General features: G+C 70.4%; 23 protein-coding genes. 7 read left to right on the forward strand and 16 right to left on the reverse strand.

Going from position 1 to position 22,832, the window contains the following annotated elements; translation table 11 throughout:
• Positions 1–33 precede the first annotated feature (33 nt).
• The 3 genes from ACQEU8_RS07850 to allB all read right to left on the reverse strand — a co-directional run bounded on the left by ACQEU8_RS07850 (position 34) and on the right by allB (position 3,080).
• The gene (locus ACQEU8_RS07850; protein WP_433098243.1) at positions 34–465 is read right to left on the reverse strand and encodes a ribonuclease domain-containing protein; all 432 of its coding nucleotides are present in this window, start codon (positions 463–465) and stop codon (positions 34–36) included.
• 141 nt (positions 466–606) lie between these two features.
• The gene (gene alc, locus ACQEU8_RS07855; protein WP_433098245.1) at positions 607–1,740 is read right to left on the reverse strand and encodes an allantoicase; all 1,134 of its coding nucleotides are present in this window, start codon (positions 1,738–1,740) and stop codon (positions 607–609) included.
• Positions 1,737–3,080, reverse strand: a complete 1,344-nt coding sequence (gene allB, locus ACQEU8_RS07860) for an allantoinase AllB (protein WP_433098247.1) — start codon at positions 3,078–3,080, stop codon at positions 1,737–1,739. The genes alc and allB overlap by 4 nt, the downstream gene beginning before the upstream one ends.
• A 341-nt stretch (positions 3,081–3,421) precedes the next feature.
• On the opposite strand from allB, the gene ACQEU8_RS07865 reads away from it, so the two are divergent.
• Positions 3,422–4,231, forward strand: a complete 810-nt coding sequence (locus ACQEU8_RS07865; RefSeq protein WP_433098249.1) for an IclR family transcriptional regulator — start codon at positions 3,422–3,424, stop codon at positions 4,229–4,231.
• Positions 4,232–4,414: 183 nt separating this feature from the next.
• Here ACQEU8_RS07865 and ACQEU8_RS07870 read toward each other — a convergent pair whose 3' ends face one another.
• Positions 4,415–6,217: a serine/threonine-protein kinase gene (locus ACQEU8_RS07870; RefSeq protein ID WP_433098251.1), complete on the reverse strand. Its 1,803-nt coding sequence runs from the start codon at positions 6,215–6,217 to the stop codon at positions 4,415–4,417.
• Between the two features lie 61 nt (positions 6,218–6,278).
• Positions 6,279–6,614 carry a DUF5955 family protein gene (locus ACQEU8_RS07875; protein WP_433098253.1) on the reverse strand — a complete coding sequence of 112 codons (336 nt, stop codon included), beginning with the start codon at positions 6,612–6,614 and terminating at the stop codon, positions 6,279–6,281.
• A 212-nt stretch (positions 6,615–6,826) separates the two neighbouring features.
• On the opposite strand from ACQEU8_RS07875, the gene ACQEU8_RS07880 reads away from it, so the two are divergent.
• The 3 genes from ACQEU8_RS07880 to ACQEU8_RS07890 all read left to right on the forward strand — a co-directional run bounded on the left by ACQEU8_RS07880 (position 6,827) and on the right by ACQEU8_RS07890 (position 10,527).
• Entirely contained in the window at positions 6,827–7,453 is a 627-nt protein-coding gene (locus ACQEU8_RS07880; RefSeq protein ID WP_433098255.1) for a nucleotidyltransferase family protein, read from the forward strand.
• A 292-nt stretch (positions 7,454–7,745) separates the two neighbouring features.
• The gene (gene aceB / locus ACQEU8_RS07885) at positions 7,746–9,374 is read left to right on the forward strand and encodes a malate synthase A (RefSeq protein ID WP_433098257.1); all 1,629 of its coding nucleotides are present in this window, start codon (positions 7,746–7,748) and stop codon (positions 9,372–9,374) included.
• 196 nt (positions 9,375–9,570) lie between these two features.
• Entirely contained in the window at positions 9,571–10,527 is a 957-nt protein-coding gene (locus tag ACQEU8_RS07890) for a hypothetical protein (protein WP_433098259.1), read from the forward strand.
• Positions 10,528–10,647: 120 nt separating this feature from the next.
• On the opposite strand, the gene ACQEU8_RS07895 is transcribed toward ACQEU8_RS07890, so the two are convergent.
• Together ACQEU8_RS07895 and ACQEU8_RS07900 are read right to left on the reverse strand one after the other, a co-directional pair.
• On the reverse strand, positions 10,648–11,319 hold the full coding sequence (locus tag ACQEU8_RS07895; RefSeq protein ID WP_433098261.1) for a GOLPH3/VPS74 family protein: 672 nt from the start codon (positions 11,317–11,319) through the stop codon (positions 10,648–10,650).
• 93 nt (positions 11,320–11,412) lie between these two features.
• Positions 11,413–12,936 carry a YfcC family protein gene (locus ACQEU8_RS07900; RefSeq protein WP_433098263.1) on the reverse strand — a complete coding sequence of 508 codons (1,524 nt, stop codon included), beginning with the start codon at positions 12,934–12,936 and terminating at the stop codon, positions 11,413–11,415.
• Positions 12,937–13,055: 119 nt separating this feature from the next.
• Here ACQEU8_RS07900 and ACQEU8_RS07905 point away from each other — a divergent pair, with 119 nt between their 5' ends.
• On the forward strand, positions 13,056–13,526 hold the full coding sequence (locus tag ACQEU8_RS07905; RefSeq protein ID WP_433098265.1) for an N-acetyltransferase family protein: 471 nt from the start codon (positions 13,056–13,058) through the stop codon (positions 13,524–13,526).
• 48 nt (positions 13,527–13,574) lie between these two features.
• Here the strand turns inward: ACQEU8_RS07905 and ACQEU8_RS07910 are convergent, their stop codons facing one another.
• Positions 13,575–13,895: a winged helix-turn-helix transcriptional regulator gene (locus ACQEU8_RS07910; protein ID WP_433098267.1), complete on the reverse strand. Its 321-nt coding sequence runs from the start codon at positions 13,893–13,895 to the stop codon at positions 13,575–13,577.
• Positions 13,896–14,007: 112 nt separating this feature from the next.
• Between ACQEU8_RS07910 and ACQEU8_RS07915 the strand changes: the two genes are divergently transcribed.
• Both ACQEU8_RS07915 and ACQEU8_RS07920 read left to right on the forward strand, forming a co-directional pair.
• On the forward strand, positions 14,008–14,895 hold the full coding sequence (locus tag ACQEU8_RS07915) for an NAD(P)-dependent oxidoreductase (RefSeq protein WP_433098269.1): 888 nt from the start codon (positions 14,008–14,010) through the stop codon (positions 14,893–14,895).
• A 90-nt stretch (positions 14,896–14,985) separates the two neighbouring features.
• Entirely contained in the window at positions 14,986–15,681 is a 696-nt protein-coding gene (locus ACQEU8_RS07920) for a helix-turn-helix domain-containing protein (protein WP_433098271.1), read from the forward strand.
• 93 nt (positions 15,682–15,774) lie between these two features.
• Here the strand turns inward: ACQEU8_RS07920 and ACQEU8_RS07925 are convergent, their stop codons facing one another.
• From ACQEU8_RS07925 to ACQEU8_RS07960, 8 genes are all read right to left on the reverse strand, one after another.
• Positions 15,775–17,253, reverse strand: a complete 1,479-nt coding sequence (locus tag ACQEU8_RS07925) for a nucleobase:cation symporter-2 family protein (RefSeq protein ID WP_433098273.1) — start codon at positions 17,251–17,253, stop codon at positions 15,775–15,777.
• Between the two features lie 202 nt (positions 17,254–17,455).
• Positions 17,456–18,850 carry an 8-oxoguanine deaminase gene (locus ACQEU8_RS07930; RefSeq protein WP_433098275.1) on the reverse strand — a complete coding sequence of 465 codons (1,395 nt, stop codon included), beginning with the start codon at positions 18,848–18,850 and terminating at the stop codon, positions 17,456–17,458.
• Between the two features lie 26 nt (positions 18,851–18,876).
• A complete protein-coding gene (pucL, locus tag ACQEU8_RS07935; RefSeq protein ID WP_433098277.1) occupies positions 18,877–19,812 on the reverse strand; it encodes a factor-independent urate hydroxylase in 936 nt (311 codons plus the stop codon).
• A 4-nt stretch (positions 19,813–19,816) separates the two neighbouring features.
• Complete coding sequence (locus tag ACQEU8_RS07940) at positions 19,817–20,272, reverse strand: hydroxyisourate hydrolase (RefSeq protein WP_433098279.1); 456 nt, start codon at positions 20,270–20,272, stop codon at positions 19,817–19,819.
• Complete coding sequence (uraD, locus tag ACQEU8_RS07945) at positions 20,269–20,784, reverse strand: 2-oxo-4-hydroxy-4-carboxy-5-ureidoimidazoline decarboxylase (protein WP_433098281.1); 516 nt, start codon at positions 20,782–20,784, stop codon at positions 20,269–20,271. The genes ACQEU8_RS07940 and uraD overlap by 4 nt, the downstream gene beginning before the upstream one ends.
• 192 nt (positions 20,785–20,976) lie before the next feature.
• Positions 20,977–21,387: a helix-turn-helix domain-containing protein gene (locus ACQEU8_RS07950; protein WP_433098283.1), complete on the reverse strand. Its 411-nt coding sequence runs from the start codon at positions 21,385–21,387 to the stop codon at positions 20,977–20,979.
• On the reverse strand, positions 21,387–21,641 hold the full coding sequence (locus ACQEU8_RS07955) for a hypothetical protein (RefSeq protein WP_433098285.1): 255 nt from the start codon (positions 21,639–21,641) through the stop codon (positions 21,387–21,389). Before ACQEU8_RS07955 ends, ACQEU8_RS07950 begins: the two co-directional genes overlap by 1 nt.
• 38 nt (positions 21,642–21,679) lie before the next feature.
• Positions 21,680–22,585 (reverse strand): helix-turn-helix domain-containing protein, encoded by a 906-nt coding sequence (locus tag ACQEU8_RS07960; RefSeq protein WP_433098287.1) that lies wholly within the window; start codon positions 22,583–22,585, stop codon positions 21,680–21,682.
• Positions 22,586–22,832: the final 247 nt, after the last annotated feature.

The following is a 22,832-nucleotide window of genomic DNA, read 5'->3' on the forward strand; positions in this document are numbered from 1 at the left end:
AGCACATCCGGTGTGTCGCACTGTGGGGGGTGGTCAGCAGGAGTAGTCGACCAGGTCGAAGGACTCGTAGTGGTCGGCGGTGTAGTAGTCCTCCTGGTCCTTCTCGCCGGTGACGATGCGGCGGGCACCGCGGTCGTCGGAGCCAGGAGTCTTGACGGTGTACTCGTGGTAGTAGCCCTGTTGCTGGTCCGGCAGGATGCCTTCGCGGTTCTCGAAGACGGTGCCGTCCTGGGGGTAGGGGTAGGGGCCGCCCTGTTCGATGAGGTCGAGGGTGTCGTGGGCTTCCGGCGGCAGCTTCGACTGGCAGATGTCGCCGACGGCGGTGATCTGCGGTGCCGCGACCGCGGACTGCGCCACCGGCGCCGCGGCCGCGGGCGCGGTGGTGAGGGCTGGGCCGCCGACGAACATCGCGGCGGCGAGGGCTCCGATGGCACCGATACGGCTCAGACGTGGGGGGAATCTCATGCCACCCTATGGTGACGCGCGTAGATGGCATGTCAATGCCAACTCGCGGAATTTTGCCGGTCGTTCACGCCCGGATAAGCCGGAAGCGCCGGGAGCCGGAGGGGCAGCGGGTGCGGCGCCGCCCCTCCGGAGCCGGTGCCGTCAACTCAACTCGGTGTGGCGGGCGCGCAGTCGGCGGGTGCCCTCCTCGGTCAGGGAGCCGTGCAGGCGCAGCCGGGCAACCGCGCCATCCGGGAAGATGTCCATCCGCACATGGGTGACTGGCGGTGCGTCGGTCAGCAGGAAGCGGTGGATGGTGTCGGGCTGGAGCCGGGTGCGGGGCAGCAGTTCGGTCCACTCCCCCGTCTCACCGTCCTTGCCCACCAGGCCCACCCAGCCGGCGGCGTTGCCCCGGTAGCAGGCGGTGTCGACCTCGACGGCGCGGATGCGGCCCTGCCCGGCGAGTACGTAGCTGACCCAGTCGTGCCCTTTGTCGCGGCGGCGGCGGGTCTCCCAGCCCTCGTCCATCTTCTGCGAACGGCCCGGCAGGATGCTGTTGACCGGCGGCGAGAAGAAGCGGTCAGAGGCGTCCTCGGCCAGCCCGCCGTTCTCCAGCGCCACCAGATCGAAGGTGCCCAGCGCCGCCAGCCACTCGGGGTCGGCCACCACTTCGCCGTACACCCGCAGCCGGGCGACGCCGCCGTCGGGGTACTGGCGCAGCCGCAGATGCGTGAAGCGGCGCTCCTCGGTGACGACGAAGCCGTTGGCCGCGTGGCCGCCGACGGGCGTACGGGGAACGAGGGTCGTCCACTTCACGTCGTCGGCCAGCAGTTCCTCGGGGGAGGGCGCGCCGGGGACGGAGGTGGCCTCGACGGAGACGGCCGGCGGGTAGTTGCCGCGGAAGTGCGCGGTGTCCACCACCAGACCGCGGATCACACCGGGGGCGCCGAGCTTGACCAATGCCCAGTCGTGCTCGTCGTCGGTCGGATGCGGGCTCTCGCCCGAGGCGCCGCGGCGACGGCGGGTCTCCCAGCCGTCCATGACCTTGCCCTTGTGCTGGAAGGCGTGCGGGTCGAACTCGGCGCGCTCGGGGTTGAGCAGATTCTCCCGCTCGGCGAAGAACTCGTCGTTCGCGGCGATGACAGTGGCGCCCAGCCTGCGGTCGGCCAGATCGGGAAGGTGGGCGAAGGGGAACCCGGCCTCGGGCGCGCGGTAGTCGGCGTAGGTGTCGCCGCCCCGGTAGGGCTCCGCGTCGCCGGTGTAGCTGGGTGTGCCTGCGGTCTGCGCCGCTGTCATGCGGTCTTCCTTTCGATGAGCCGTCCGGTCTTTCCGGTGGGAACTCCGTGGTCGGCGACGCGTTCGCCGCGCAGCCAGGCGGAGCGGACGACGCCGTGCAGGGTCTTGCCCGCGTAGGCGGTCACCTGGTTGCGGTGGTGGAGGCGGGCCGGGTCCACGGTGAAGGTCTCCTCGGGGGCGAGGACCGCGAAGTCGGCGTCGCGGCCCGGCGCGATGGCGCCCTTGCCCTGGAGCCCGGCCAGCCGCGCCGGTGCCTCGGACATCCACCGGGCGACGTCGGTGAGGGCGAGCCCGCGGCGGCGGGCCTCGGTCCAGATGGCGGGCAGGCCGAGCTGGAGGGAGGAGATGCCGCCCCATGCGGTGCCGAAGTCGGGGATCTTGAGGTCGGTGGTGCAGGGCGAGTGGTCGGAGACGACGCAGTCGAGGGTGCCGTCGGCCAGGCCCTGCCACAGCGCGTCCTGGTTCTCCTGCTCCCGGATGGGCGGGCAGCACTTGAACTCGGTGGCACCGTCGGGGACTTCCTCGGCGGTGAGGGTGAGGAAGTGGGGGCAGGTCTCGGCGGTGATGCGGAGCCCCTCGGCGCGGGCCTTGGCGAGTTGCGGCAGCGCGTCGCTGGAGGAGAGGTGCAGTACGTGTACGCGGGTGCCGTGCTCGGCGGCGAGCTCGATCAGCAGGGCGATGGCGTCGTTCTCGGCCGACCGGGGGCGGGAGGCGAGGAAGTCGGCGTAGGCGGGGCCGCCCTTCTGCGGGGCGGCGGCGAGTCGGCCTGGATCCTCGGCGTGCACGATCAGCAGCCCGTCGAAGGAGGCGATCTCCGCCATGGCGGCAGCCAGCTGTGCGCGGTCGAGCTCGGGGAACTCGTCGACCCCGGAGGGCGAGAGGAAGCACTTGAAGCCGAAGACGCCCGCCTCGTGCAGCGGGCGCAGCTCGGCGACGTTCCCGGGGATGGCGCCGCCCCAGAAGCCGACGTCCACGTGTGCCTTGGGCCCGGCGACCTCGCGCTTGATGCGCAGGTTGTCGGCGGTGGTGGTCGGCGGGAGCGAGTTGAGCGGCATGTCGACGATGGTGGTGATGCCGCCGGCCGCGGCGGCGCGGGTGGCCGTCCAGAAGCCTTCCCACTGGGTGCGCCCCGGGTCGTTCACATGGACATGGGTGTCGACCAGACCGGGTAGCAGCACGTCCTCGCCGACGTCCTCGAGCGCCGCGCCGGGCGGCACCTCGGCGTCGTACGCCGATACCGCCTCGATCCGGCCTTCGCCGTTCACCGTGACCGTTGCCGGACGCTCTCCCTCGGGGGTGAGGACGCGCCGTGAGCGCAGGACGAGCCGCACGTCGGACAAACCGACCTCCTTCAGCTCCATCAGCCCTTTCAACGTTCTGTTGAAAAGTTCGGTTGCACGAATCTTCGTGCGACCGGAAGGACCCGTCAAGGGTCTACCCCTGGAGAACTCCGCAAAATGGAACTAGTCTTTCACCATACAGAAGAAGATCGGCCGCCATGCCGAAGAACATCGGCGCGACACAGGGCCTCGCGGGACGTGTGATCCAGCAGAACGACGCAGCTGGAAACCGGCGTCCGCGCCGGGGCGTGTACGAGTAGGGCGAACTCCCGGGAGACGGTCCCCCGGCTCCCCGCCCTCGATACCATGCGCCTGACCGCAGGCCAGGAAAGGAACGCGACGTGCCGCCGTCCGCAGAGCACACAACCACCCCCCAGGCTGCCACGGCCCCTGCCGCATCCGGCGGGGTGCAGTCCCTCGAGCGGGCCTTCGACCTGCTGGAGCGGATGGCCGACGCCGGGGGCGAGGTCGGGCTCAGCGAGCTCTCGGCCGCCAGCGGGCTGCCGCTGCCCACCATCCACCGGCTGATGCGCACCCTGGTCTCCTGCGGCTACGTGCGCCAGCAGCCCAACCGGCGCTACGCGCTCGGCCCCCGGCTGATCCGGCTCGGGGAGAGCGCCGCCCGGCTGCTGGGGACCTGGGCCCGCCCCTACCTGGCCCGGCTGGTGGAGGAGACCGGCGAGACGGCGAACATGGCGCTGCTCGACGGCGACGAGGTCGTCTACGTCGCGCAGGTGCCCTCCCGGCACTCGATGCGGATGTTCACCGAGGTCGGCCGCCGGGTGCTGCCGCACTCCACGGGTGTGGGCAAGGTGCTGCTCGCCCACACCCCGGACGACCAGGTCCGCGCGCTGCTCAGCCGGACCGGGATGCCCGCGGCCACCGAGAAGACGATCACCACCCCGGAGGGCTTCCTGGAAGCGCTCGCACGCGTCCGCGAGGCCGGGTACGCCACCGACGACAACGAGCAGGAGATCGGCGTGCGCTGCATCGCCGTCTCCGTGCCCGACTCCCCCACCTCCGCCGCGATCTCCATCTCGGGCCCGGCCGGCCGTGTCACCGACGCGGCAACCGACAAGTTCGTCCCGCTGATGCACGAGGTCGCCGCCGAGCTGTCGGCGGCTCTCGCCAGCTCCGCGGGGGGCCAGTAGGGGGCTCCCTCAGCCTTGCCTGCCGGCTTCGTTGTTCCGATTCGGGGCTGCCCCTGGCTGTCGGTCGCGGGCTACGGCTTTGTACTGGCTGGTGGGGGCACCTCCCGGCCGGAGTCCCCCAGCCTCCGGCCGGGAGGTGCCCCCAGGGGAGCAGTTCCCCGCGCCCCTTCGGGGCGCGGGGCGCTAGTCGTCGCGGGCGGCGATGGCGTTGCGCCAGACCGTGACGTCGAGCTTCACGTGGTCGCTGGGGTCGCCCTCGGGGGCGTGGCCGCGGTAGGTGACCAGGGCGAGGTGTCCCGAGCTGGTGCGGACACACAGCTGGGAGCCCGGGGAGAGCTGGCTGAGCTTGACGTCTCCGGTGAAACGGGTCTCTGACCGGCACGTCTTGAGCGAGCCCTGCTGGGAGTTGTTCAGCAGGACGAGCTTGCCGTTGGGCTCGTCGATACCGAGGGTCGCGCCGTCCACCATGGTGTTGAGGTACGTCAGCTCCGAGGACACCCCGCCGCTGCCCAGCTTCCGGGGCTTGAGCGGCTTGTCGGCCATGGCCAGGAAGTAGCCTTCCGGCAGGTTGATGCCCTTGTACGCCGCGGGCTTGGGGTTCGGCTTCTTCCCGCCCCTACCCGCCTCCTGGGCGCCGCCCGAGGAGCCGCCGGAGCCGGAGTCCTTGTCACTTCCGACCAGGTAGGCGCTGCCCCAGAAAAGCACGACCACGCCCACCACGACGGCCGCGATCGTCTTGCCCCGGTCCCATCTGCGGCGCGGCGGCAGCGGGCGGGGGTGGACCGGTCCGTACGGGCCGGCCGGGCCCGCCGGGCCGTGCTGGTAGTGACCGACCGGCCGGTATGCGCCGCCGGGTGGTGGCGTGGGGTGCTGCGGGCCCACCGGCCTGGCCGCCATGGTGGGCGCGGCGGCGAGCGGCGGCGCCGGGGGCGGGGTCTGCGGCCCGGCCGACTGGGGCGAGGGCGGCACCTGAGCGGTCAGCGGAGCTGTTCCGGCGCCCTCAGGCCCCGAGACCTGGGTCGCGGGCCGGGTCGCGCCCTGTCCCCCAGCGGTCTGGGTGGGGGACTGCGCCGGGGCGGGTGCCGCCGCGCGGTGTGAGATGTCCGCGGCCACGGCGGACGGCAGCCAGTCCCCCGGCCGACGCAGCTGTGTGTCGCCGGAAGCCGTCTGGCACATCCGCAGGATGTCGTCGAGCCCGGGCCGGTCCTCCGGCTTCTTGGCCAGACAGCGGGTGACCAACTCCCGCAGCTCGTCCGGGATCCCGTCCAGCGCGGGCTCGGCGTGGACGATGCGGTAGAGCACGCCGTGCGAGGTGCCCTCGCCGAAGGCCGGGGTGCCCAGCGCGGAATACGCCGCGATCTGGCCCAGCGCGAAGATGTCGGTGGCGCCGGTGATCCGCTGCCCCTCCGCCTGTTCGGGCGCCATGAACGAGGGGGTGCCGATGCTGACCCCGGTGCTGGTGAGCGAGGTCGCGTCGGCGGCGCGGGCGATACCGAAGTCGATGACGCGCGGCCCGTCGTCCGCGAGCAGCACATTGGAGGGCTTCAGGTCCCGGTGGACGATGCCCGCCTTGTGGATGACCTGGAGTGCCTCGGCGATCCCGGCGACCAGGAACAGCACCGTGGACACCGGCAGCGGCCCATGCCCGGCCACCGCCTCGGCGACCGAGGGGCCGGGGACATAGGCGGTGGCCAGCCAGGGGTGCGGGCCCTCGGTGTCGGCGTCGATCACCGGCGCCGTATAGAGGCCCTGCACCCGCTCGGCAGCCCGCACCTCCTGCTGGAAACGGCGCCGGAACTCCGGATCCTCACTGAAGTCGGGACGGATCACCTTGATCGCGACGGGACGCCCGCCCGGGGTGTAGGAAAGGTAGACCTTGCCCATCCCACCCGCGCCCAACCGGGCCGCCAGCCGGTACCCGGCAACCGACGCCGGATCGTCCTCGGCCAGCGGTGAGAACACGTCCGCTGCCGCTCCGTCAGTCATGAAGAACTGCCCCCGATATCGTCGTGTACATCACAGACGATCAGACAGTACCGGGCAGCGATCAACTCGTCGGGCGGGGGCCGCTGCCGAAGAGTTCGACGGCCTCGCGCACGCCGACCAGCGGGCGTGCGAGGGCGCTCACCGAGCCGACGGCGGCCGCGAGCAGCAGCAGTGAGTGCCGCAGCTCCTCCGCGACGGGTGCCCCGGAGCGGGCCGACGCGGCGAGTGCGTCCAGCTCCCGCTCGGCCTCGCGGCGGTCATGCAGCTCGGCGGGGTGCGCGTCCAGCGCGCGCCGCATCCGGTGCACGGCGCGGCTCAGCGCCTCGATGCGCGGGTCTGCGCCGGTATCGTGCCCGGCGGCCGGCGTCCGCCGTTGCCCCACAGTCTCGCTTCGCACGTTCTCCCCCCACATGGGATGTCCCGCGCCGCGGAGCGCGGGATAACCGCTTTCCTCCAAGGAGTTGACCGCTCCAGTCGGAGATTCCGACAGTAAACGCCACTCTACGCGTGTGGCGCCACACGGAACGCGAGATTTCAGGGTGCCTATTCCGATGATCGTCCCCAAGGATGACGGTTGGCCTCCCCCTTACGTGCGATATCCATGAACGTATGCCACCAAGGGAACAGACATCGGACGGCCGTGCGGACGGTACGGCCCCGCGCGTAGCCGGGCTACTGCTGGCCGCCGGCGGCGGGCGACGGCTGGGGGGCCACCCCAAGGCCCTGCTGCGGCACGCGGAACGGCCGCTGGTGGAGCACGCGGTACGCATCCTGCGGGAGGGGGGATGTGCGCCGGTCTACGTCGTGCTGGGCGCGGCTGCCGAGCAGGTGCGGGAGACTGCGCGGCTGCCCGGGTGCGTACTGGTCGACAACCCGGACTGGGCCGAGGGGATGGGGAGTTCGCTGCGGACCGGACTGCGGGCCGTCACCAGCGCGGAGGCCGTTGTGGTGTCCCTGGTGGACCAGCCCGGCATCGGCGCGGAAGCCGTGGCCAGAGTACGGGTGGCCTACCGTTCCCCGTCCACCCTCGCCGCCGCGACGTACGACGGCCGCCGCGGCCATCCGGTGCTGCTGGGCGCCGCGCACTGGGAGGGCGTCGCCCGCAGCGCCCAGGCGGACGCGGGGGCGCGCGACTATCTGCGCGAGCGGCAGGACGAGTTGACGCTCGTGGAGTGCGCGGACATCGCCGACCCCGCCGACATCGACACCCCGGACGATCTGCACCGCCTGCGGTAGCCGATCCGTACAGCACGCGCGGCGGCATGGCGATTGCGTGGGGTGGCACCCGAGGACAGTGGAAGGGCCGGTTCCGGGGGTGGATCGGCGTGAGAGATATCTCGACGTCAACAAACTCTTGAAGTTCCACTATGAGGAAACTAATCTCCACTGATCAGAAGCACCTTCCTGTCCCGAAGGTGCCCATGCCCGCGTTCCGCGCGCCCGGCGCGGAACGCGGCACCCGGTGCCGCCCCGCGCCGCACATCGCCCGGCGGCCGCAGATCACCGCTCGTCGAAGGAGTGACCCACCATGTCCGCACCAGCGCCCTCCCCGCTGGAAATCGTCGGCGTCGACCCCGGGCAGCGGCCCGAGAGGCAGGAGGAGGTGCTGACCAGTGGCGCGCTCGAGTTCATCGCCGCGCTGCACCGCAGGTTCACCCCGCGCCGGGACGAGCTGCTGGCGCGCCGCGCCGAGAAGCGCGCCGAGATCGCGCGTACCAGCACGCTGGACTTCCTCCCGGAGACCGCACACGTGCGCGAGGGCGACTGGAAGGTGGCCGACTGCCCGCCCGCGCTGCTGGACCGCAGGGTCGAGATCACCGGTCCCACCGACCGGAAGATGACGATCAACGCCCTCAACTCCGGCGCGAAGGTGTGGCTCGCCGACTTCGAGGACGCCTCGGCGCCCACGTGGGAGAACGTGATCGGCGGCCAGCTCAATCTGACCGACGCCTACGAGCGGCGGATCGACTTCACCGACGAGCGCAGCGGCAAGAGCTACGCCCTGCGTCCCGCCGAGGAGCTGGCCACGGTCGTCGTCCGGCCGCGCGGCTGGCACATGGACGAGCGGCACCTGGTCTGCGACGGACAGCCGGTGCCCGGCGCGCTGGTCGACTTCGGGCTCTACTTCTTCCACAACGCGCAGCGGCTGCTCGACCTGGGCAAGGGCCCGTACTTCTATCTGCCCAAGACCGAGTCGCATCTGGAAGCGCGGCTGTGGAACGAGGTGTTCGTCTTCGCGCAGGACTACTGCGGCATCCCGCAGGGCACCGTCCGCGCCACCGTACTGATCGAGACGATCACCGCGGCCTACGAGATGGAGGAGATCCTCTACGAGCTGCGCGACCACGCCGCCGGGCTGAACGCGGGCCGCTGGGACTACCTCTTCTCCATCGTCAAGAACTTCCGCGACGCGGGCTCGCGTTTCGTGCTGCCGGACCGCAACGCGGTGACGATGACCGCGCCGTTCATGCGCGCGTACACCGAGCTGCTGGTGCGCACCTGCCACAAGCGCGGGGCCCACGCCATCGGTGGCATGGCCGCTTTCATCCCCTCCCGCAAGGACCCGAAGGTCAACGAGGTCGCCTTCGAGAAGGTCAGGGCCGACAAGGACCGTGAGGCCCGGGACGGCTTCGACGGCTCCTGGGTGGCGCACCCCGACCTGGTGCCGGTGGCCAAGGCCTCGTTCGACGCCGTATTGGGCGAGCGTCCGAACCAGAAGGAGCGGCTGCGCGAGGACGTCGACGTCAAGGCCGGCGATCTGATCGCCGTCGACTCGCTGGAGGCCCGTCCGACGTTCGAGGGCCTGCGGAACGCCGTGCAGGTGGGCATCCGCTACATCGAGGCGTGGCTGCGCGGCCTGGGCGCGGTGGCCATCTTCAACCTGATGGAGGACGCGGCGACGGCGGAGATCTCCCGTTCCCAGATCTGGCAGTGGATCAACGCGGGCGTCGTGCTGGACACCGGTCAGCAGGTCACCGCCGAGCTGGCGCGGCAGGTCGCGGCGGACGAACTCGCCGCGATCCGCGCGGAGATCGGCGAAAACGCCTTCGCGGCGGGCCGCTGGCAGGAGGCCCACGACCTGCTGCTGCGGGTGGCCCTCGACGAGACGTACGAGGACTTCCTGACCACTCCCGCGTACGAGATCCTGCGCGGCTGAGTCCCAACGGTGCATCGGCGGGCGGTGACGGGGCGGTGGGCCCGCTGTCACCGCCCGTTCCGCATGTTGACAAAACGTTGAATGACGGTTGCAGCGGCTCCTCTTGGCGACTAGCGTCCGGCCGATTCGCTCCTGCCCGCGTCACCAGGTGGCGCGGGCAGGAGCCGTACACCGGCCCCACCGGAGAGGAACACATATGCACCGCCCGTCGCTGATCCGCACCTGCATCGCCGGAGCCGCCGCTCTCGGCGCCGGGGTGGCAGTAGCCGCCTCCGCCCAGGCGGGCGCACCCACCGCGCCGGAAGCGGCAACCTCCGACGGCTGGGTCTCCACCGGGACCGGCATCACCTCCGGCGTCAGCGGGCTGGTGACCACCAGCAGGCACAGCGACGGCGGCTACGACGCGCTGATCGTGCGGGACAACAAGAAGCCCGGTGAGAACCGGCTGGCCAAGGTCACCCACCGGCCCGGCGAGAAGGCGCGGGTGCGGACGCTCGACTGGCGGGGCAGTCGCACGCCGGTGGACCTGGAGGCCCTCGACAAGGTGCCCGGCCATCCCGGTTCGTACGTCGCCGTGGCGAGCGAGGGCGTCGGCTACCGCTTCGACGTGGCCGACGGTACGGCGCATGTGCGGGACACATTCACGCTGCCGGACATCGGTGAGGGCGACAACTTCGAGAACTTCGCGCTGACTTCCCGGGGCGGCAAGCTCGCCGCGGTCTGGGCCGACCGCGGGCAGGACGACCGCCCCGCCACCCTCTACGCCGCGCGGGTCTTCGCCGACGAGCACGGCGGGACCACGTTCGGCGCCGTCACCAAGCGGGAACTGCGGGTCCCGTACCCGTCCCAGGACGTACGGCACGCCTCCGATCTGAAGCTCGGCGGAACCGGCTCCCTGCTGGTCAGCGCCGCCTCGGACCCGGGCGACGACGGTCCGTTCGACTCGGCCGTCTACAACGCCGGGAAGGTGTCCTTCAGCCGGTCCGGGCACGTCGCCCTGCACCTCGCCAAGGACCCGCAGTTGCTCGGGAAGTTCAACAGCCACAAGATCGAGGCCCTCGCCTGCTTCCCCAACTCCCGCCAGGGCGTCCTGGGCACGGACGACGAGAACGCGGGCGGCGCCCTGCGAACAGCCCGCTTCTGCGAGCGCTGAGGGCAGGGCACCCCGCGACCGCCTACGAGAAGCCCCGCGCAGCCGCCGGCGGGAAGCTCGCACGGCCGCCGGCGGGGAGCCCTCGCGCAGCCGCCGCGGGGCAGGAAGCACTGACGTGCCTCACATGGTGGCCACCGTTGTCGCCACCGTGGTGGCCGTCATCACGGCGACGAGGACTGCCTCCATGTGCTTGATGGCCTCGCGGATGTCCTCGGTCACCCACTGGCCCTCGGCGATGGCCTCCATCCGCGGGGCGACCTGCTTGCGGGGAACGCCGGGGAAGGCCACCTCGTGGAGCTGGGCGGCGTGCAGCAGGGCGATCAGCCCTGTGGTGCGCTCGTCCGGTTCCGCGCCGTAGCGGACGACGTCCTCCAGCCGGTGCCGTAGCTCGCGTTCGGCCGAGCCGTCCACCTCGGGGTAGCGGCGGGTGGTGAAGATACCGAGCGTGCGGCGCTTGTGCTCGGTGACGACGCCCCGTTCGCAGAGGCGTTCCACGGCGGCGTCGAGCGCCTTGGGCTGGTCCTTGGCGAGCCAGTCGCCGACCTTGCTCTTGTCGTCACGCTCGGCCCACTCGGCGATCTTCGCGAGGCGGCCGTCCAGCAGTGCGTCGCCCGTCGGCGCGGGGTCGGTCACGGTGAGCCGGTCGTCGACCACGGCCACCCGCCCGGCCAGCGTGAGGTCCAGCAGGATGCCGCCCGCGACGGCCCACCCCGCGGCAGCACGGCCCTTGGCTGCGCCGGAGTCGTCGTCCAGCGCCAGCAACGTCACTTCCTCACCCAGTGTGACCGGCATGAGTCCCCCTTCACCCGTCCCCGTACATCACGCGTCCCCGTACTCATCCGGATTCCGCTGCCCACGTTCGAACGGGGCAAACCTGACCACCGGCTATGTCAGTACCGCGCCCAGCGCCACAAAGCCGGTGATCAACAGCGCGAGGAGGCCCAACAGCGGGGCGGCGAAGCGCAGATACCGGTCGTAGCCGACCTTGGCGAGGGAGATGCCGCCCATGATGACGGCGGTGGTGGGCACCCACAGATTCATCCAGCCGCTGGCCGCCTGCCAGGCGGTGACGACGACCGCGCGGGAGACGCCGGCGAAGTCGGCGAGCGGCGCCAGGATCGGCATCGCCAGGGTGGCATGCCCGGAGGTGGAGGGGATGAGGAAGGCGAGGGGGAGGTTGACGATGAAGATCATCACGGTGAAGAGCGCCGAGGGCACCCCGCTGACCGCTCCCTCGACGGAGTGCAGCAGGGTGTCGGTGACCTTCGCGTTGTTCATGATCGCCGTCACTCCGCGGGCCAGCACGATCACCAGCGCGGGCGAGACGAACTCCCCGACCCCCTGGACGAACGTGCTGATGAACCGCTGCTCCCCCATCCGCGCCAGCAGCCCCACCAGGATCGCCGCGCAGATGAACAGCGCCCCCAACTCCGGGAAGGACCAGCCCAGTTCCCACCCGTACGGTGCGGCGTCGGCCTCCCCGGTCAGCGCGCTCGCCCAGGGGATCACGGCGAAGATCATGAAGGCGAAGACGAGGACGACCGTCACCAGGACGAGTTTGTGCAGCCCGGTCAGCTCGGGCGGCTCGTCCGCGTCGTTCCGCACGGTGGCCTGTGCCCGGTCGCCGGGCAGGTAGCCGGACAGTGAGCGTTCGGGGTGGTCCCGCACACGGCGCGCGTACCGTACGACGTAGCCGATGGTGACGGCCGTCAGCACCAGCCACATCAGCGCGCGCAGGGCGATGCCGTCGCCGAGCGAGATGTCGGCGGCGGAGGAGGCCACGCCCGTCGAGAAGGGGTTGACGGTCGAGCACAGCACCCCGATCCCGGCGCCCAGGATGATGGTGCCGACCGCCACCATCCGGTCGTACCCCAGCGCGAGCATCAGCGGCACGATCAGCCCGTAGAAGCCCAGCGTCTCCTCCGCGAATCCCTCCACGGTGCCCAGCAGCGAGAAGACCAGCATCACGCCGACGATCAGCAGCGCACCCCGGTCGCGCAGCCGGTGCGCGAGGCGGCCGATGCCGCGGTCCATGGCGCCGGTGGCGAAGACGACGGTGATGAAGGCGCCGATGGCCAGTACGAAGAAGAACACCCCGGCGGCGCCGTAGAGTTCGCCGACGAGATCGGGGCCGATCTGCCCCGTCCGGCTGTCCTGTACGCCGTAGAGACCGTTGACCGGGGAGAGGAACAGCTCGGTGAACCGCTCCAGCAGGCTCAGACCGGACGGCTCGCGGTGGTAGGTGCCCTGCCGGGGCGCGCCGTCGGCCTCGCGCTCGTAGCTGCCGGAGGGGACGAAGAACGCCACCACCCAGACGAGCAGGGTGACGATCACCAGCACCGTGAGCGCGCTCGGGAAGGTGAAACCGCGCTGCTGCTCGGCCTCGCGGGACTCGGCCTCGGTCGGCATGCCGCGTGCCCCTTCCTCGGTCAGCTACCGGGCAAACCGCAGCATAACGGGCACATGACGAAAGACCGGGCAGCACGGTCCCCCGCGCCCTTCCGGAACACTCCGCATACGCTGTGGCCATGATTCGCAGCGCAGTCCCCGCCGACGTCCCCGTCATCCACGCCATGATCCGCGAGCTCGCCGAGTACGAGCGGGCGCTGGAGGAGGCCCGGGCGACCGAGGAACAGTTGCGCGAGGCGCTGTTCGGCGAGCACCCGGCAGCGTACGCGCACATCGCCGAGGACGCCGACGGCAACCCGGTGGGCTTCGCCGTGTGGTTCCTCAACTTCTCCACCTGGCGCGGTGTGCACGGCATCTATCTGGAAGACCTGTACGTACGCCCCACCGCACGCGGCGGCGGCTACGGCAAGGCCCTGCTGACGGAGCTCGCCCGGCTATGCGTCGAGCACGGCTACGAGCGCCTTGAGTGGTCGGTCCTCAACTGGAACGCCCCCTCCATCGCCTTCTACGAGTCGCTGGGCGCCCGCCCTCAGGACGAGTGGACGGTCTACCGCCTGACGGACGATGCCTTGAAGACGCTCGGCGCCTGAGGGGGACGCGCACCGAAGGGGCGCGGGCCTGTGACATATGCACCCCGCTCAGCTCAGCAGATGTTCGCGCCCCCACGCACCCAGCGGCTCCAACGCCTCATTGAGGGAGACCCCCAGCGGCGTCAACTCATAAGTCACCCGCCGCACCGCGCCCTCGTACGACTCCTCCCGGCAGACGATCCCGTCCGCCTCCAACTCCCGCAGATGCGAGGCGAGCACCTTCTCGGTGACCCCGGGAATGCCCCGCCGCAGTTCGCCGAAGCGGCACGGCTGCTGTGCCAGCGCCCACAGGACGAGCACCTTCCACTTGCCGCCGACCACATCGATCGCGGCGTCGATGCCGCACACATACGTTCCGCGCCTGGTCATGGCTGCCTCCCCCGCCTCGTCAAGGCCCCCGGCCGACCACTCACTTTACGGTAACCACGTACAAAACAGTGCGTACTTGATCATGGTCCGGCACGGTACGAGCCTGGTGCCCATGACCACAGAGAACGCTTCTCCGACCCCGCTCACCCTGCTCGGACTCGGCGACATGGGCACGGCGCTGGCCCGCAGCTGGCTCGCCGCCGGGCACCCCCTCACCGTCTGGAACCGCACCCCCGCCAAGGCCGAACCCCTCGTCGCGGAGGGCGCGCACGTCGCGCCGACCGTGGCCGAGGCGGTGGCGGCTGCCGATCTCGTCGTCGTCTGCCTGCTCGACGACGCCTCCGTCGGCGAGGCGCTGGCAGCGGCCGAACTGGCCGGCAAGGACATCGTCAACCTCACCACCAGCACTCCCGCCCAGGCCAGGGAGCGCGCCCGTTGGGCACAGCAGCGCTCGGCGCGCTTCCTGGACGGCGGAATCATGGCCGTGCCCCCGATGATCGGCGTACCCGAGGCCGGCGGTTACGTCTTCTACAGCGGCGACCACGCACTGTTCGAGCAGCACCGAGCCACGCTGGGCGTCCCGGTGGGCGCCCGCTACGTCGGTACCGATCCCGGGCATGCGGCGCTGCACGATGTGGCGCTGCTGAGCGCCATGACGGGGATGTTCGCCGGGATCACCCACGCCTTCGCGCTCATGCGGCCGGAGCAGGACGTGAAGCCCACGGCGTTCGCCGGGATGCTGACGGACTGGCTGCGCGCCATGGCCGACATGGCGGACGGTATGGCACATCAGCTGGAGAGCGGCGACTACACGGAGGGAGTCGTCTCCAACCTCGCCATGATGACCACCGGGAACGCCACCCTGGAGGCCACCGCCGAAGAACAAGGCGTACGTGGGGAACTCCTCGCCCCCTTCATGGCGTCCATGAGAGAGCGGGTCGCGCACGGACACGGCGACGAGGGTCTGGCGGGGCTGGTGGACGCACTGCGACAGCGGTGAGGTGTCCCTTTTGATAGAGGTTTCTACGAGCCTGAGCTTCAGCTGAACGCACGGTAGGCAGCCGGTTGTCCGGATCCTTACGGTGTCCCGATGCACTACGGCACGTCACGGGGGCAGGCAGGCAGTTCGTTCGACGGCGTGGCCGCGCGGCGGCTGCGCGAAGGGCTGCGGCTGTCGCCCGAAGACGTCGCGTACGGGATGCGTGCCGCGTACGGCATGGACATCGAGGCGCGTACGGTCGCGGCGTGGGAGGCCGGGATCGCCGCACCCGACGAACAGCAACTCTCCGCACTCGCGGGAGCGCTGTGGTGCTCGGCTGCCGATCTGATGGGCAGCCCCGGGACGCTGCGCGAGTACCGGCTGGCGCGCGGTGTCTCGCACACCGATGTCGCGCGTGAGATCGGTATGACGCCTCAGGAGTACGCCCACGTCGAGGAGACCGGCGAGTGGACCGGGGACGCCCGGCAGGCCGAGGCGCTGGCTCAGGTGCTGCGGCTGCCGGTGCCCGCGCTGATCGAGTTCACCGGCCGTGACGAGGAGTTGGCGCAGCTGCTGCGGAAGGCCGCTACGACGCGGTGGCAGGCCCATGTCGGAGCCGTCTGCGAGCTGGTTCCGCTGCCGCGGGAGTACATCGCGGAGGGGCTGCGTGCCCTGAACGCGGCGTACCAGTCGACGACCGCCGCGTCGCTCGGCTGGGGCCAGCCCGCCTCCGCGTCCTCGCGCGACGCGGGGCGCGCCTTCCTGGACGAGATCCTCGCCCACTTCTGGCAGGCCATCGAGGGCTGACGACCCCCACTCTCCAGAGCTGCCACGGCGCCTGCCCTCGCCCCTCCGCATACGGGAGGGACGAGGGCAGGCGGCGTCGGAGTGGGTGTGCGCTCAGTCGGCGGCGGGGCTCGCCGCGAGGCGCTGGTGGGGGATGCCCTCGCCGGGTTCCATGGGGTGGGCGACCACTTCCTCGTCGCGGCGGGAGCGACCGAGGTGGTTGAAGACGAGGTTGAGGACGACGGCGGTGACGCACCCGGTGGAGATACCGGAGTCGAGGATGATCTTCGCGCTCTCGGGGAACGCGTGGTAGAAGTCCGGCGCCGCGATGGGGATGATGCCAACGGCCAGCGCGGTGCCGACGATGAGGACGTTGTTGTCCTTGCCGAGGTCCGCCTTGAGCAGCGTCTGGATACCGCTGGCGGCGACGGAGCCGAACAGCACGACCCCGGCCCCGCCCAGCACCGGCTGCGGTACGGCCGCGACCAGGCTTGCCGCGATGGGACACAGGCCCATGACGATGAGGATGCCGCCCCCGGTGGCGACCACGAAGCGGCTGCGTATCCGGGTCATCGCCACGAGGCCGATGTTCTGTGCGAAGGCGCTGCACATGAAGCCGTTGAAGAAGGGGCTGACGAAGGAGCCGAGGGTGTCGGCGCGCAGGCCGGCAGCGATGGTCTTCTCCCCGGAGGGGCGGTCCACGACCTCGCCCAGCGCCAGCATGTCGGCGGTGGACTCGGTCATCGAGACCAGCATCACCACGCACATGGAGACGATGGCGGCGATCGCGAACTGCGGGGCACCGAAGTGGAAGGGGGTGGGGAAGCCGACGATGTCGGCCTCCTTCACCGCGGTGAAGTCGGTGATGCCGACGGGTATCGCGATCAGTGTGCCGACGACGAGGCCGATGAGCACGGCTATCTGCTTGAGGAAGCCGGTGGTGAACCGGCGCAGCAGCAGCACGACCAGCAGCGTGGCGCCCGCCATGCCGATGTTGCCGAAGTCGCCGTAGTGCGGATCCTTCGGGTTGCCGCCCTGCGCCCAGTTGAAGGCGACGGGCATCAGCGAGACACCGATGAGGGTGATGACGCTGCCGGTGACGACGGGCGGGAAGAAGCGGACGAGCTTGCTGAAGAACGGGGCTACGAGGAAGCCGAGTGCGGCGGCGACCATCGTCGCGCCGAATATGACCGGCAGCGCGTCCGCCGGTCCCTCGGATTTGTTGATCGCCAGCATGGGCGCGACGGTGGCGAAGGTGACCCCGTTGACGAACGGCAGCCGGGCGCCGATCTTCCAGAAGCCGAGGGTCTGCAGCAGGGTGGCGATACCGGCCATGAAGAGGCTGGCGCCGGTCAGGAACGTCAGTTCGGTCGGCGAGAGGCCCACGGCGGCGCCGATGACGAGCGGCGGCGCGACCACCCCCGCGTACATCGCGGCCACATGCTGAAGGCCGGTGGTGAACAGCTTCAGCGGCGGCATGCCCTGGTCGACCGGGTGCTTGGATTGCGCGGGATCGCGCACGTCCTGGCCCCGTTCGCGCCCACTGGCGTCCGCCGTCTTTCCTTGCTTGGTGAACCTGGGCGTCTTCGCCACGGGGTCCTCCTGTCGTTTTCGGCGCCGTGCGGCACACGGTTTCCGGAGGTGTTGCGGTGTGCAAGGTGGTGCTGCTGATCAGTTATGTGATGAGTGCGCCCATGAAATGTTCGGAACATGACAGGAATCCGGAGCGGGGTGGGGCCGAACCGGCCGGGAGCCGTCCCTCCCGGCCGGTGTCCAAGGGGCCTGGCGGCCAGGGTCAGCCCGCGTCCGCCGCGATCCGCGCGAGGCGGCGCGCCTCGTCCCGCGCGTCGCGGGCGATCTCGTCCTCGTCGGCGCGCAGCAGATGGCCGTCCTCGACCACCGGCCGGCCGTTGACCAGGGAGAGGGTGACCGGGGCCGCGGCGCCCAGCACGAGCGCGGCGACCGGGTCGGCGATGGAGGAGTGCCCGATGCCGTCCAGCTTCCACAGCACGACGTCGGCGAGCTTGCCCGCCTCCAGCGAGCCCGTCTCCTGGGCGCGGCCCAGCACCTGGGCTCCGCCGTAGGTGCCCAGCCGCAGGGCCTTGCGCACGGTCAGCGCGTCCTCCCGGTGCGGGCCGAGGCGGTTGATGAGCAGCGCGTTGCGCAGCTCGGTGTGCAGCTCACCCGACTCATTGGACGCCGTACCGTCCACGCCGAGGCCGACCGGCACGCCCGCGTCGAGCATGTCCGGCACCCGGGCGATACCGGCCGCCAGCCGCGCGTTGGACGAGGGGCAGTGCGCCGCGCCCGTCCCGGTGCGGGCGAAGGCGGCGATGTCCTCGTCGGTCATATGGACGCAGTGAGCCATCCACACGTCCTCGCCGAGCCAGCCGACCGACTCGAAGTAGTCGGTCGGGCCCATGCCGAACAGCTCGTGGCAGAACTTCTCCTCCTCCGCCGTCTCCGAGCCGTGCGTGTGCAGCCGTACGCCCTTGCGGCGGGCCAACTCGGCGGCCTCCCGCATCAGTTCGGTGGTGACCGAGAACGGCGAGCACGGTGCGGCGGCGATGTGCAGCATCGAGCCGAACGAGGCGTCGTGGTACGTGTCGATGGCCCGCTCGGTCTCGGTGAGAGCGCCCTCCAGGGTCTCGACGGCGAAGTCCGGCGGGAGGCCGCCGTCCGACACCCCGCGGTCCATCGAACCGCGGGCCGCGGTGAAGCGGACGCCCAGTTCGGCGGCGGCGCGGATCTCGGCGCCGAGGAGGTCGCCGGCGCCGCGCGGGAAGACGTAGTGGTGGTCCATCGCGGTGGTGACACCACCGCGCGCCATCATCCCGAGGGAGCCGCGGGCCGCGGCGTAGACCATCTCCTCGTCGATCCGCGCCCAGGTGGGGTAGAGGGCGACGAGCCAGTTGAAGAGGTTGGCGTCCTGCGCCAGGCCCCGGGTGATCCACTGGTAGAAGTGGTGGTGGGTGTTGATCAGGCCGGGGGTCAGGAGATGGCCCGTGCCGTCGATCCGGCGCGTGACGTTCTCCAGGTCCTCGGGTGCGTCGCCCGGACCGAGGGACTCGATCCGGTTTCCGTTGATGACCAGGTGGCCGGTCGCGTACTCGGTGTCCTCCGCGTCGACGGTCGCGATGGCGCACTTCTCGATGACGATGCGGCCTGGTGTTCCTTCGGTGTCGGCCATGGGGGGTCCTCGCTCGGTGTCTGGAACTAGAGGTTCGTCATGTCCACGGGTATGCGAGGGGTAGCCCCGTCGCGGAGGACCGTGGCCTCGATCAGGCCGTACGGCCGGTCGGCCGCGTAGTACACAGCGCCGTCGGCGGCCTCGTTCTTGATGTCGAACGGCGACAAGTCGACCTTGAAGTGGTGCTTGTTCGGCATCGAGAAGCGGATCTCGTCTATCTCGGGGCGGCTGTTGATGACGCGCGCGCCCATCTGGTACAGCGTCTGCTGGAGCGAGAGCGAGTAGGTCTCCGCGAAGGCGTGCAGCATGTGCTTCTTCGTCTGGGCGTAGGACTTGTCCCAGTTGGGCGTCCGCTCCCCCTCCGCACCGGTCCAGTTGTGCCGCCACACGGAGCTGACCTCGGTGGCCAGGATGCGGTCGTAGTCTTCCTTGAGGGTGGTGTAGCGGTCCTTGATGTAGCCCCAGAACTCCGAGTTGGTGGAGTTGAGGACCGTCAGGCCCTTCAGCCCCGACAGCACCTCGACGCTCTCGCCGTCGAAGGTGATCTGTGCGGTGCGGGTCTCCTGGCCCTTGCGTACGAAGGAGTGCTTGACCTCGTCGGCGCCGATGAACTTGGAGTTGGCGTCGGAGGTCTCGATGCGCTCCCAGGCGTACTCCTCGATCCGGATGCGCGCCCTGCCGATCGGCTCGCAGCTGTCCACGAAGTGCCGGGCCAGTAGGACGCCGAACGCCTCCGCCGACTCGATGCCGTGCTCCTTGGCGAAGGCGAACACGGTGTTCTTCGTGGTGTCGGTCGGCAGCACATGGGCGTTGGACCCGGAGTAGTGGACGTCGTCCAGGTCGCCGCTGAGGGCGACGGAGACATTCAGGTCCTTGATGTGGTGTGTGTCGCCGTCCCGCGTGATCTTGACGACGCGGTTCTCTGCCTTGCCGTACTGGTTCTGGCCGAGAATCGTGGGCATGGTGTCAGCTCCCTCGGTACACGGAGTAGCCGAACGGGTTGAGCAGCAGCGGCACGTGGTAGTGCTCGCCCGGGTTCACCGCGAAGACGATGGTGACCTCGGGAAAGAAGCTGCCTGGTGCGCTGTCCCTTACGCGGGGGGCGTCCTGCTGTTCCGCGGCTTCGCGCTGGCTGCGCGGATTCGAACTGTGCTCTGCCACGCTGTGCGGGTCCGAGGGGTGCTCGTCGGCGAAGTACGGCTCCGTCTCGAACCACAGCTGTACGTGGGTGGTGCCTTCCGGCAGGGCCGGAAAGTCCTTGCAGCGCCCGTCGGCGTCGGTCTTCGACGTCCCGTGCGCGACCCATGCGGCCTGCTCGTCACCCTGGCGTACGGACAGCCGTACGCCGACCCCGGCGGCCGGGCGGCCGCGGCTGGTGTCCAGGATGTGCGTGGACACCGAAGTGCTCGTCGCGTCGCTCATGCCGGGACTCCTTCTTCCGCGAGGCGGGTGAGCCGGAGGCGGTTGATCTTCGCCAGCTCCCGCCGCACGATCTCCCGTTCCTGTTGCGGTGTGTTGTCGATACGGTGACGCACGGCGTCCCTCATCTCCTCGGCACTCCTGCCGGTGGCGCAGATGAGAAAGACATGCCCAAACTTGTCCTGGTATGCCAGGTTCAGTGCGAGCATTTCGGCCTTCAGCTCCTCGGAGGCGCCCGCCATGCCCCGCTGCTCGCGGGCCGAGGTCGGGTCGCCGGGCTTCGGTCGGCCGATGGGCGGGTGCCCGGACATGGCCTCGTCCAGCCCTTCGTCGGTGAGGGCTGCGGTGGCCTCGTCACTCGCGGCGAAGAGGGCATCGACGCTGTCGTACGGGCGCCGGGCGAGCAGCGCGCTCCCCCAGCTCCGGGCGGCGCACACCTCGTGGAGCGCGGCGCGCGCCTCGGCGTCCGCTGCGGAGTTGAACCAGGTGAGACCTGGCGTCGAGCGCGAAGTCACGGGGACCTCCGTGGCCGTGGTGCTGTTCGGGCTGGGAATAGCTAAGTCCTCAGGCCACACCACGTCAACAGTTTGTTGAAGGCTTTTCAACATCCTGGAAAAGAAAGCCCACCATGCGGAAGTCGTTTAGGCGCCCCGTAGCGTGCCCGCACAGCCGCCCCCTCGCGCGCCCGCCCCGGGGAAGGCGAAGCCTCAGCTGGAGCGCCCGTTCTCCCGGTTCAAATAGTTGTAAACCGTGAAGCGGCTGACGCCCAGGGCGCTTGCGACCGTCTCCACGCCGTGCCGGACGGAGAACGCCCCCCGCGTCTCCAGGATCCGCACCACCGACTGCTTGGTCTTACGGTCGAGCTCCGCGAGCGGCACCCCGTGCCGGCGTTCCAGCTCCGCGAGGATGTGGTCGAGGGAGTCGGACAGATGCGGCAGCCGTACGGCCACCACGTCCTCGCCCTCCCAGGCGAGCACCACATCGTCCCCCTGCGCCTCGTGCGGCGGCACCATCGCGCCGCCCATCGCGTCCACCAGCGGCTTGATCGCGACGACGAACGGATGCCCGGGGACGGAGCCCTCTTCCACGGGCCCCGAGGCGTATGCGTCCTGGCCCATCAGCCCTCGCCCTCCCCGATCACGTTCACCTGGAGGGAGACCCGGGTCGCCCCGGCCTCGAGCGAACTGCGCAGCAGCGCGGCGACGGCGTCCAGCACCTCGTCGGCCGAGCCCTCGGCGGTGTTGCCGAACGGGCCGACGTCCACGGCATCCAGTGCCGCCGACTGCACGACCTCCCGGGCCACGACCGCGTGCCGGGGAGCCTCGTCCAGATCGAAGGGCTCGGTCGTGAACTCCACTCGCAATCGCTTCATGCGCCCACAGTACCGAGACCGACGGGACCCGCCGCAGGTCAGCGCAGCTCGGCGAGGAGGTCCTCGATGAAGGCCGCCGTCTCCGTCGGCTGGCGGGCCTCGGTGCACAGCCGGTCGATGATCAGCGTGTACTGGTCGACGTCCGAGGGCTTGTCCAGATAGACGGCGTTGGTCAGGTGCTCCAGATACACCTTGTCCGGCAGGTCCGGGTCGGCGAAGCGCAGCAGGGTCACCGGGGTGCCGGCCGCGGCGGCCGTCACCTCGAAGGGCGCGACCTGGAGCGTCACATGCGGCAGCTCGATCATCTTCAGCAGGTGTTCGAGCTGTCCGCGCATCACCTCGGGACCGCCGAAGGGCCGCCTGAGCACCGCCTCGTCCACGATCGCCCACAGCCGCGGCGGATCCGCCCTGTGCAGCAGCCGCTGCCTGGCCATGCGCAGCTCCACGATCCGGGCGACCTTGGACGGCTCGGTGGTCGGGTAGCCGAGCCTGCTGACGGCGAACGCGTAGTCCTCGGTCTGGAGCAGCCCGGGCAGGAACTGGACCTCGTACGTCCTGATCACCGACGCCGCGTCCTCGAGGCCGAGGTGCAGCTCGAACCAGTCCTCGAGCACATCCGAGTACTGGCACCACCAGCCGGGGGAGTTGGCCTGCCGGGCCAGGTCGAAGAACTCCTCGCGCTCCACCGTGTCGTGGATGCCGTAGAGCGTCAGCAGATCCCGCAGGTCGCGTTCCTTGGCTCCGACCTGTCCGCGCTCCAGCCGCGTGATCTTCGCGTGCGAGCCGCGGATGGCCCGGCCCGCGTCCTCGCGGGAGATGTCGAGCGACTGGCGAAGCCTGCGCAGCTTGACGCCCAGAATGATCCGCAGCGCCGTGGGGCCGTTCGACGGCTCCTGCGCAGCCCCTCGCAACGGTTCACCGGACGGCTGCATCATGGCGGGCATTCCGACTCCCAAGGGTGATTGGGCGGTCACAACAGTCTGGCACCGGTGCACCGGTCCGGTACAGGTACCGGGAGAATACGCGCCGGGCGCGCACCGCATCGGCGCGAGCCTTCCATACTCCCCTCCGAACCAACCTGACAACCAGCCTTCCGGGCACGGCAGTTGACGACGCCGAATGTAGGGATCCCGGCGACGGAGAGCAACTGCACTGCCTCGCACCGGCCGATCTCGGTCCGCTCCTCCCTGT

Origin of the sequence: Streptomyces sp. CA-250714, assembly GCF_050936705.1 — a bacterium.
Taxonomy (GTDB): domain Bacteria; phylum Actinomycetota; class Actinomycetes; order Streptomycetales; family Streptomycetaceae; genus Streptomyces.

What these genes read in the sequence shown, in the direction of transcription:
- ACQEU8_RS07895 (WP_433098261.1), bottom strand. Translation starts at nt 11,319, where the DNA reads ATGCCGGTCACACTGGGTGAGGAAGTGACGTTGCTGGCGCTGGACGAC.
- ACQEU8_RS07960 (WP_433098287.1), bottom strand. Translation starts at nt 22,585, where the DNA reads ATGCCCGCCATGATGCAGCCGTCCGGTGAACCGTTGCGAGGGGCTGCG.
- aceB (WP_433098257.1), top strand. Translation starts at nt 7,746, where the DNA reads ATGTCCGCACCAGCGCCCTCCCCGCTGGAAATCGTCGGCGTCGACCCC.
- ACQEU8_RS07880 (WP_433098255.1), top strand. Translation starts at nt 6,827, where the DNA reads ATGCCACCAAGGGAACAGACATCGGACGGCCGTGCGGACGGTACGGCC.
- ACQEU8_RS07955 (WP_433098285.1), bottom strand. Translation starts at nt 21,641, where the DNA reads ATGAAGCGATTGCGAGTGGAGTTCACGACCGAGCCCTTCGATCTGGAC.
- alc (WP_433098245.1), bottom strand. Translation starts at nt 1,740, where the DNA reads ATGACAGCGGCGCAGACCGCAGGCACACCCAGCTACACCGGCGACGCG.
- ACQEU8_RS07910 (WP_433098267.1), bottom strand. Translation starts at nt 13,895, where the DNA reads ATGACCAGGCGCGGAACGTATGTGTGCGGCATCGACGCCGCGATCGAT.
- ACQEU8_RS07915 (WP_433098269.1), top strand. Translation starts at nt 14,008, where the DNA reads ATGACCACAGAGAACGCTTCTCCGACCCCGCTCACCCTGCTCGGACTC.
- ACQEU8_RS07950 (WP_433098283.1), bottom strand. Translation starts at nt 21,387, where the DNA reads ATGGGCCAGGACGCATACGCCTCGGGGCCCGTGGAAGAGGGCTCCGTC.
- ACQEU8_RS07920 (WP_433098271.1), top strand. Translation starts at nt 14,986, where the DNA reads ATGCACTACGGCACGTCACGGGGGCAGGCAGGCAGTTCGTTCGACGGC.
- ACQEU8_RS07940 (WP_433098279.1), bottom strand. Translation starts at nt 20,272, where the DNA reads ATGAGCGACGCGACGAGCACTTCGGTGTCCACGCACATCCTGGACACC.
- ACQEU8_RS07870 (WP_433098251.1), bottom strand. Translation starts at nt 6,217, where the DNA reads ATGACTGACGGAGCGGCAGCGGACGTGTTCTCACCGCTGGCCGAGGAC.
- ACQEU8_RS07890 (WP_433098259.1), top strand. Translation starts at nt 9,571, where the DNA reads ATGCACCGCCCGTCGCTGATCCGCACCTGCATCGCCGGAGCCGCCGCT.
- ACQEU8_RS07850 (WP_433098243.1), bottom strand. Translation starts at nt 465, where the DNA reads ATGAGATTCCCCCCACGTCTGAGCCGTATCGGTGCCATCGGAGCCCTC.
- ACQEU8_RS07900 (WP_433098263.1), bottom strand. Translation starts at nt 12,936, where the DNA reads ATGCCGACCGAGGCCGAGTCCCGCGAGGCCGAGCAGCAGCGCGGTTTC.
- pucL (WP_433098277.1), bottom strand. Translation starts at nt 19,812, where the DNA reads ATGCCCACGATTCTCGGCCAGAACCAGTACGGCAAGGCAGAGAACCGC.
- ACQEU8_RS07905 (WP_433098265.1), top strand. Translation starts at nt 13,056, where the DNA reads ATGATTCGCAGCGCAGTCCCCGCCGACGTCCCCGTCATCCACGCCATG.
- ACQEU8_RS07930 (WP_433098275.1), bottom strand. Translation starts at nt 18,850, where the DNA reads ATGGCCGACACCGAAGGAACACCAGGCCGCATCGTCATCGAGAAGTGC.